The sequence below is a fragment of the Flavobacterium sp. AJR genome, assembly GCF_002156885.1.
In the GTDB taxonomy this organism is placed as follows: Bacteria; Bacteroidota; Bacteroidia; order Flavobacteriales; family Flavobacteriaceae; genus Flavobacterium.
In genome coordinates, this window is record NZ_NCWQ01000052.1 from 22068 (window position 1) to 29532 (window position 7465).

Here is a 7465-nt window from a genome sequence, read left to right on the forward strand (position 1 = left end):
TGTTCGATAATGAACAGTTGACCGTTCACAATCGAACAAAAAAATAGCTCATGCGAAAAAAACAAGCCAATATACTAGTTGTTGATGATCAGGAAGAAATTCTTTTTTCAGTAAAAATGATTCTGAAAAAACATTTCGAATCAATTTTTACCACAAACGATCCAAAAAAAATCATCTCTCTTTTGTCCGAAAACCCCATTGATGTTGTTTTATTAGACATGAATTATCGCATTGGATTTGAAGATGGACGCGAAGGAATTCATTGGCTCAAAGAAATCAAAACATTATCTCCGCAAACAATTGTTATTTTAATGACTGCTTTTGGTAAAATAGAAACTGCTGTAGAAGGCATAAAAATTGGTGCTTTTGATTATGTTTTAAAACCTTGGAACAATGAAAAATTACTAGCAACAATAGACAATGCTGTTGAAGAAAGCCGAAAAAAATCTAAAAAGTTAATTGCAAAACCCGAAGAAAAGAAATATTTCACTGGAACTTCAGCCAAAATAAAACAAGCTTATTCTATTGCCGAAAAGGTTGCCAAAACTGATGCTAACGTACTTATTTTAGGAGAAAACGGAACCGGTAAATTTGTCTTCGCGCAACATATTCATCAAAACTCGCAACGAAAAGACAAACCTTTTGTACATGTTGATTTAGGTTCCTTAAGTGATAATTTATTCGAAAGTGAATTATTTGGCTATGCCAAAGGTGCCTTTACCGATGCTAAAACTGATACTCCGGGACGTTTTGAAGCTGCTGCTAACGGAACTATTTTTCTAGATGAAATCGGAAATATCCCATTGCATTTACAATCGAAACTATTACATGTTTTACAAACAAAATCGGTAACACGCTTAGGCGAAAGCAAAGCAAGACCGCTAAACGTAAGGATAATTTCCGCCACAAATAGTGATATAAAAGCCGAAGTAAAAAACAAGACATTCCGAGAAGATTTGCTATACCGAATCAACACTATGGAAATCACTTTGCCATCTTTACGAGAACGAAAAGATGATATTGTACCAATGGCTGAATTCCTCCTTAACGAAATTGGAGAAAAATACAATCAAACCGATTTAACTTTTGATAGCAATGTTGCCAAACATCTGGAAAAATATCCTTGGAAAGGTAACGTTCGCGAAATGGAAAATAAGATCGAAAGAGCTTTAATCCTATCCGAAAACAACACCATTACTATAACTGATCTCGATATCCTGGATTTTGAAGATTTCCAGATTAATGACGAAAATCCATTATCAGAGATAGAAAAGAGTGCCGTAGAGAAATCTTTACTTAAAAACAACGGAAACATTAGCAAAACAGCCGAAGAACTAGGATTATCAAGAGCTTCTTTATACAGAAGAATTGAAAAATACGGTTTAAAAAATATCGAATAATGAAAAACTGGAAATTTTATAACGCCTTATTTTTACGTGTTTTTATTGTCATAATAATTCTTTTTTCTTCATTATATCTTGCGCAAAAGGGATTATACTATAATAGCATTTTAGTAGCTGCTGTAGTTATTATTGCTTTGGCTGAAATGTATTTTTTCATCAAAAGTAAAATGAGTTTTTACGACAAAACCATTCTTTCCATTCTTCAAAATGATTACTCGACCAATTTCCCTGAAGAACAAAGAAAAGGCAGTTTTAAAAATCTCTCGCTTTTGTATGATACATTAAAAGAAAAGCAACAGGAACAAACATCCAAAGAGTTAATTTATCGCTCTATTTTAAACAATATCGACACTGCTATTTTAATTCTGGAAAAAGACAATAACAATTGGAATATATTCCTAATGAATGATTGTTTCTCTAGCACATTTGCGGTTCCTAAGGTAAGCCATTGGAATTATCTTAAAAATTACCTTCCGTCACTTTGCGAAGAAATTGAGAATACTCAATTTAGCGAATTAAAAACGGCTATTGATGTCAAAATCGAGCAACAGGATTTACAAACTTTCATGCTTCAGACTTCATTAACAAAATCATTAAACAAAGAATATTTCATCATTTTACTAGATAGTATTCAGCGTGTAATTGATAAAAAAGAAAAAGAAGCCTGGATTACTTTAATGAAAATAATTTCGCATGAGCTGATGAATTCGTTGACGCCAATTCGTTCGCTTTCGCAAAATTTACTTCAAATAATAGATCAGGAAAAATTAGAAGAAGATGATTTTGATGATATAAAAAGTAGTATTTCGACTATTATAAACCGAAGCGACCATTTGCAAATTTTTGTAGAAAACTACCGAAAACTAGCCATGCTTCCTACACCAGACAAAAAACCGGTATCGATTAATGTTCTTTTTGAAGATTGCTTAAAGGTTATGGCACCAATCTTAAAAGAACAAGGTATTGAACTGATAAACAACATTAATAGTTCGCGTTCTATCCTAATTGATAAAAGCCAAATAGAGCAGGTTATCATCAACTTGATTACCAATAGTATTTTTGCATTGAAAGAAAAACAGGAGAAGAAAATATACTTATCGGCTCTGACCGAAAACAATCGTTTTTTTATCACAATTTCTGACACAGGAAAAGGAATTGAACCTGAAATAAGAGATAAAATATTCCTTCCTTTTTTCACAACCCGAAAAGAAGGTGCGGGAATCGGACTTACGCTTTCTAAGAATATTATCGAGGCTCACGGAGGTTATTTAAGCTACCAAACCGATGAAAACAGAACTAATTTTGTCATTTGCCTGATTTAAAAATCTTAAAACATATAAATTATATAAGCACATATAACTTAACACTTAAATGAACTAATATTACTTATATGGTTAACTTTTTTTTCAGCATCTACAACTCAATTTCGGGTTGCCAAAAATGCTTTTCGAAATCTACAACCTGATTGTCTTTAACCTCTATTCCTTCGTTTTCAAGTAATTGTTGCATTAGGTTTGTACCATCAAAATGATGCTTACCACTAAGTAAACCTTTTCTATTTACCACACGATGTGCAGGAACATCATCCATATTATGGCACGCATTCATTGCCCAACCAACCATTCTTGCTGAACGTGCCGTACCCAATGCTTTTGCAATAGCACCATACGAGGTAACTTTCCCATACGGAATCTGTCTTGCAATCACATAAACCCTTTCGAAAAAATTATCTTCTGCCATGGCTTTATTTTCAAGTAAAAATTAAGCGAAATAATATCGTACGATATTAAAAAGTGTGATTATCGAAATTACTCCTGTAATGCTTCCGATAATGATATTCATGTTCTTAAGTATGTAATCTGTTTTCTGTTCTATCTTCTGAAAAAAAGCGATATAACAGTAAAAAACAGTAAACGATCCCAAAACTGATCCTGTTACAAACACGGATATAAAATGGTTTTCGAATAAAAATAATTTATAGGAAGCCAGCGTAACACTGACAAAAACGTAATATGGGATTGGAAAAAAATTAAGTGCAGAAAGTAGCATCCCTAAAAAGAAACGGCTTTTCTTGCTCTGATTTTTAATCTTGTTTTTTTTCTTTTTTGGCTCTTTTGCAATCCACAGAAAGTAAACCGTTAAAACTGCAAAAATTCCAAAGCCAATTTCTCGCAATAAAATCACAACATCTGGTCGCTGATCAATAATCCTAGCCGACAAAATCGCCAAATATACCTGACAGAATATAATGAGTACTGCTCCGGCAACAAACCACAACGCATTCTTTTTCCCTTCTTTTAAGTTCACTTTGGCTGCCGTCATGTTGATTAATCCTGGCGGAATAATACCAATAAAAGCCGTAATAAAGCCTAAAAGCAAAGGAATAATAAATGTCATGCGCTGCGAATCATGTATTAAAGAATGGGGAAACTGGAATTAAAGAGAAAAACTACGCTTTAATTTTAAAACGAATATACGTAATTGCCTTATTAATTTCTAAATATTGTTTCTCGTAAAATGTCTGAAAAGCAGTAACCTCTTCTGGGCTTCCTTCATTTACATACACATTATGATTAGCATATAAAACCTCATGGCCTTCACCATGCAACAATCCTAGTGTATAACCGTGCATAAATTCGCTATCAGTCTTTAAGTTTACAACACCATCTTTCTTAAGGATTTTTTTATACAATTGTAAAAATTCCGAATTGGTCATACGGTGTTTAGTACGTTTGTATTTTATTTGCGGATCTGGAAAAGTAATCCAGATTTCATCTACTTCATTCTCAGCAAAAATATGGTTGATTAATTCGATTTGAGTACGAATAAAAGCAACATTATGTAATCCTGTTTCAACAGCAGTTTTGGCACCTCGCCAAAAACGAGCCCCTTTAATATCGATTCCAATAAAGTTTTTATTTGGATATCTTTCAGCCAATCCTACAGAATACTCTCCTTTTCCACAACCTAGTTCAAGTACCAACGGATTATCATTCTTAAAGAAGTCTTTGTTCCATTTCCCTTTATGCGGAAATAAATCGCCTACAACTTCTTCTCTCGTTGGTTGAAAAACGTTATCAAATGTTTCGTTTTCCTTGAATCTCTTTAGTTTATTTTTACTTCCCACTTTTTTACAAATATTTCGGCAAAATTAAGGAATATATACGAATGAATGGCATCGGATTTCAAAAATGAAAAAAACCATCTCTAATAGCTTTTTTCCACCAAAATATTGAATGTGGTTTTCTGTATAAAAGAGAACTAAACTTTGCGTTCTTTGCGTATTCCTTTGCGAACTTTGCGGTTAATTTTTCTACCACAAATTACTCAAATTAGCACAAATTTTAAAACTTTGCGAGCTTTGCGTAAATCCTTGCGATCTTTGCGGTTAATTTTTCTACCACAAATTAACACAAATTTTAAAACTTTGCGAGCTTTGCGGTTAAATCCGTGTTTCTTTATAGCCAATTTTAATTAGCACTTCTTATCTTAGGTTCTAGCGTTTCGTCATGTTGAGATAAATCTAACCCAATGTGTTCAGACTCCTCTGACACTCGCATTGGGATAATTACATTGGTAAGTTTAAATAAAAGATAAGCTCCGAAAAAAGTAAATATCGAAACCAGAACCAAAGCCATCATATGGTGTGCAAAAACCATCCATCCGCCATGAAGCAAACTCGCTTTATCGCCATGTGCAAATATTGCAGTAAGAATCATTCCCATAATTCCGCCAACTCCATGACAAGCAAAAACATCTAATGTATCATCGATTTTCTTTAAGAAATTAGCATTTACAACCATGTTCGAAACCAAAGCAGCACTAAACCCAAAGAACATACTTTCTGGTACAGACACAAATCCCGCTGCTGGCGTAATCGAAACCAATCCTACAACAGCACCAATACAAGCTCCTAAAGCAGAAACCTTACGTCCGTTGATTCTATCATAAAACACCCAAGTTAACATCGCTGCCGCAGATGCTGTTGTCGTCGTAGCAAAAGCCATTGCCGCAACACCATTGGCTGCTAAAGCCGAACCTGCGTTAAAGCCAAACCAGCCAAACCATAACATTCCAGTTCCTAATAATACAAACGGAATATTAGTTGGTATATGTCGGCTATTTTTTCTTTTTCCTAAAACTAGTACTCCTGCCAGTGCTGCAAAACCTGCACTCATATGTACTACTGTTCCTCCTGCAAAATCTTTAACGCCAAAATAAGTTCCTAAAATTCCTGTAGGATACCAAACTGCGTGGCATAAAGGCGCGTAGATAAATATCGTGAACAGACATATAAAAAGCAGGTAGGAAATAAATCGAACTCGTTCGGCAAATGAACCTGTAATTATCGCTGGCGCTATAACTGCAAACTTCATCTGGAATAATGCAAACAACATAAACGGAACTGTATTTGCTAATTGTTTGTGAGGCAAAACACCCACATAATCCATAAAGGCAAACGTAGTTGGATTACCTACGAAACTATAAAAATTCCCTCCCGAATGAATTCCTATTGGTTCACCAAAAGCAAGACTAAAACCAAGTACAACCCATAAAAGTGTTACTACACCAAGGCAGATAAAACTTTGGAGCATGGTCGAAATCACATTCTTTTTCCCAACCATTCCGCCATAAAAAAAGGAAAGCCCTGGCGTCATAATCAGAACCAAGCAACAAGAAGTAAGCATCCAGGCAACATCGGCAGGAACAATTTGCTCTGTAGTTCCAAATTCCGAAAGAATATAATCTGTACTGTTAACAGCTGGCCAAAATGCACCCGTTATACACACAATACTTATAACAATAAAGGATATAATCCAGCGCTTTTCTATTTTCATTTTTAAAATACTTTACTTTAACCCTATTTTTATAGGGGTCAAAGTTATAAAAAAATGAATCTTTTAATTTTCAAGGGTTAAAAAAATAGCACTTAACATTACATTATCATCGATATTGCATTTTTCGATACTTTTTTTTGAGAGTATACCATTTTGAGGTTCCAATTAAGATATGAATTTGCCAATTATATTATAACGAAATTGAAACCTCAACTTTTAAAAGACTAAAAACAAAGTCTTTACTTACTTTTTCTTAAGTTTAGTAATTATAACATCCTCTAATGGTGCTTTTATTTTAACAACTTCATCGACATTGTCGTTTGGAACAGTCATAGACAAAACATAATGTTTTACTTTCCATTCTTTTCCTACTTTTACCATAACTCCAGATCCACGGCAAATTTTCATTTGTGTATCAAGTAATTCATCAAACCAAGCTGTTTTTCCAGTTGCATCAAAAAAGACATGACGTTCTAATGCAGTAAAGTTCCAAGCTTTTCCTTTGTCAAAAAATGGCTTTGCCCAAACTTTAAAATCGGCTTTGTTCCAGTTTTCTGTAGCATCTGTTCCGATAAAAATAGCGTCATCGGCCATTAAGGCGAAATATGGTTCAAAACTAGCATCGGCTGCTGCTTTATGCCAAGCATCAAGTGTTTTATTAATTTTATCAGTGTCAGATGTTTGTGCTTGCGCAAAAGAGGTAATGAATAATAGCAGTAAGATTGATTTTTTCATAGTATATGGTTATTTGTTTTTAAAGCAGAAATATAGAGAATTAACCGCAAAGTGCATAAAATTTGTGCTAATTCGAGAAATCTGTGACAGAAAAAAATTAACCGCAAAGTTTCTCCAACTCTTTGCCAAAGGAACGCGGAATAAACGGATTCGCTAAAGCGAAAACACAGATTAAACGGATTTTCTCCCTTTCCGACGGTTCAAGGTTTGAATTATTTTTTAAAATCCGTTTTCAATCCGCGTCTTTACTTTTGTAAATCCGTATCATCCGCGTCCCATTGCGGTAAAAAGGCAAGCTAAAAACCTGTTTTAACAAATATGGACTACAAAAATCAATCAAAAACGAGTATATTTGAGAACTTTAAAATTATGCAACCATGAATCCGAAAATCCTTATAAGTTCGTTAGTTATTTCCTCAATCCTTTTTATTTCTTGCAAAAAAGAATTAGAACCTCAGGAAAGTACACCAGCCTCAGAATTGGTAAAAT

The 7465-nt window shown here is 34.0% G+C and carries 7 protein-coding genes; 2 read left to right on the forward strand and 5 right to left on the reverse strand.

Annotated features, from left to right (window positions below):
• Positions 1–50 precede the first annotated feature (50 nt).
• Both B8T70_RS14370 and B8T70_RS14375 read left to right on the forward strand, forming a co-directional pair.
• Positions 51–1400, forward strand: coding sequence for a sigma-54 dependent transcriptional regulator (locus tag B8T70_RS14370; protein ID WP_086895280.1), 1350 nt, complete (start codon positions 51–53; stop codon positions 1398–1400).
• The gene (locus B8T70_RS14375) at positions 1400–2725 is read left to right on the forward strand and encodes a PAS domain-containing sensor histidine kinase (RefSeq protein WP_086895281.1); all 1326 of its coding nucleotides are present in this window, start codon (positions 1400–1402) and stop codon (positions 2723–2725) included. The genes B8T70_RS14370 and B8T70_RS14375 overlap by 1 nt, the downstream gene beginning before the upstream one ends.
• A 91-nt stretch (positions 2726–2816) precedes the next feature.
• Here the strand turns inward: B8T70_RS14375 and B8T70_RS14380 are convergent, their stop codons facing one another.
• The 5 genes from B8T70_RS14380 to B8T70_RS14400 all read right to left on the reverse strand — a co-directional run bounded on the left by B8T70_RS14380 (position 2817) and on the right by B8T70_RS14400 (position 6976).
• Positions 2817–3143, reverse strand: coding sequence for an MGMT family protein (locus B8T70_RS14380; protein WP_039113767.1), 327 nt, complete (start codon positions 3141–3143; stop codon positions 2817–2819).
• 21 nt (positions 3144–3164) lie between these two features.
• Positions 3165–3800 (reverse strand): LysE family transporter, encoded by a 636-nt coding sequence (locus B8T70_RS14385; protein WP_086895282.1) that lies wholly within the window; start codon positions 3798–3800, stop codon positions 3165–3167.
• Positions 3801–3852: 52 nt separating this feature from the next.
• On the reverse strand, positions 3853–4530 hold the full coding sequence (gene trmB / locus B8T70_RS14390) for a tRNA (guanosine(46)-N7)-methyltransferase TrmB (RefSeq protein ID WP_039113764.1): 678 nt from the start codon (positions 4528–4530) through the stop codon (positions 3853–3855).
• A 343-nt stretch (positions 4531–4873) separates the two neighbouring features.
• Positions 4874–6241: an ammonium transporter gene (locus tag B8T70_RS14395; RefSeq protein WP_039116989.1), complete on the reverse strand. Its 1368-nt coding sequence runs from the start codon at positions 6239–6241 to the stop codon at positions 4874–4876.
• 243 nt (positions 6242–6484) lie between these two features.
• Positions 6485–6976, reverse strand: a complete 492-nt coding sequence (locus B8T70_RS14400; RefSeq protein ID WP_086895283.1) for a nuclear transport factor 2 family protein — start codon at positions 6974–6976, stop codon at positions 6485–6487.
• Positions 6977–7465 lie beyond the last annotated feature (489 nt).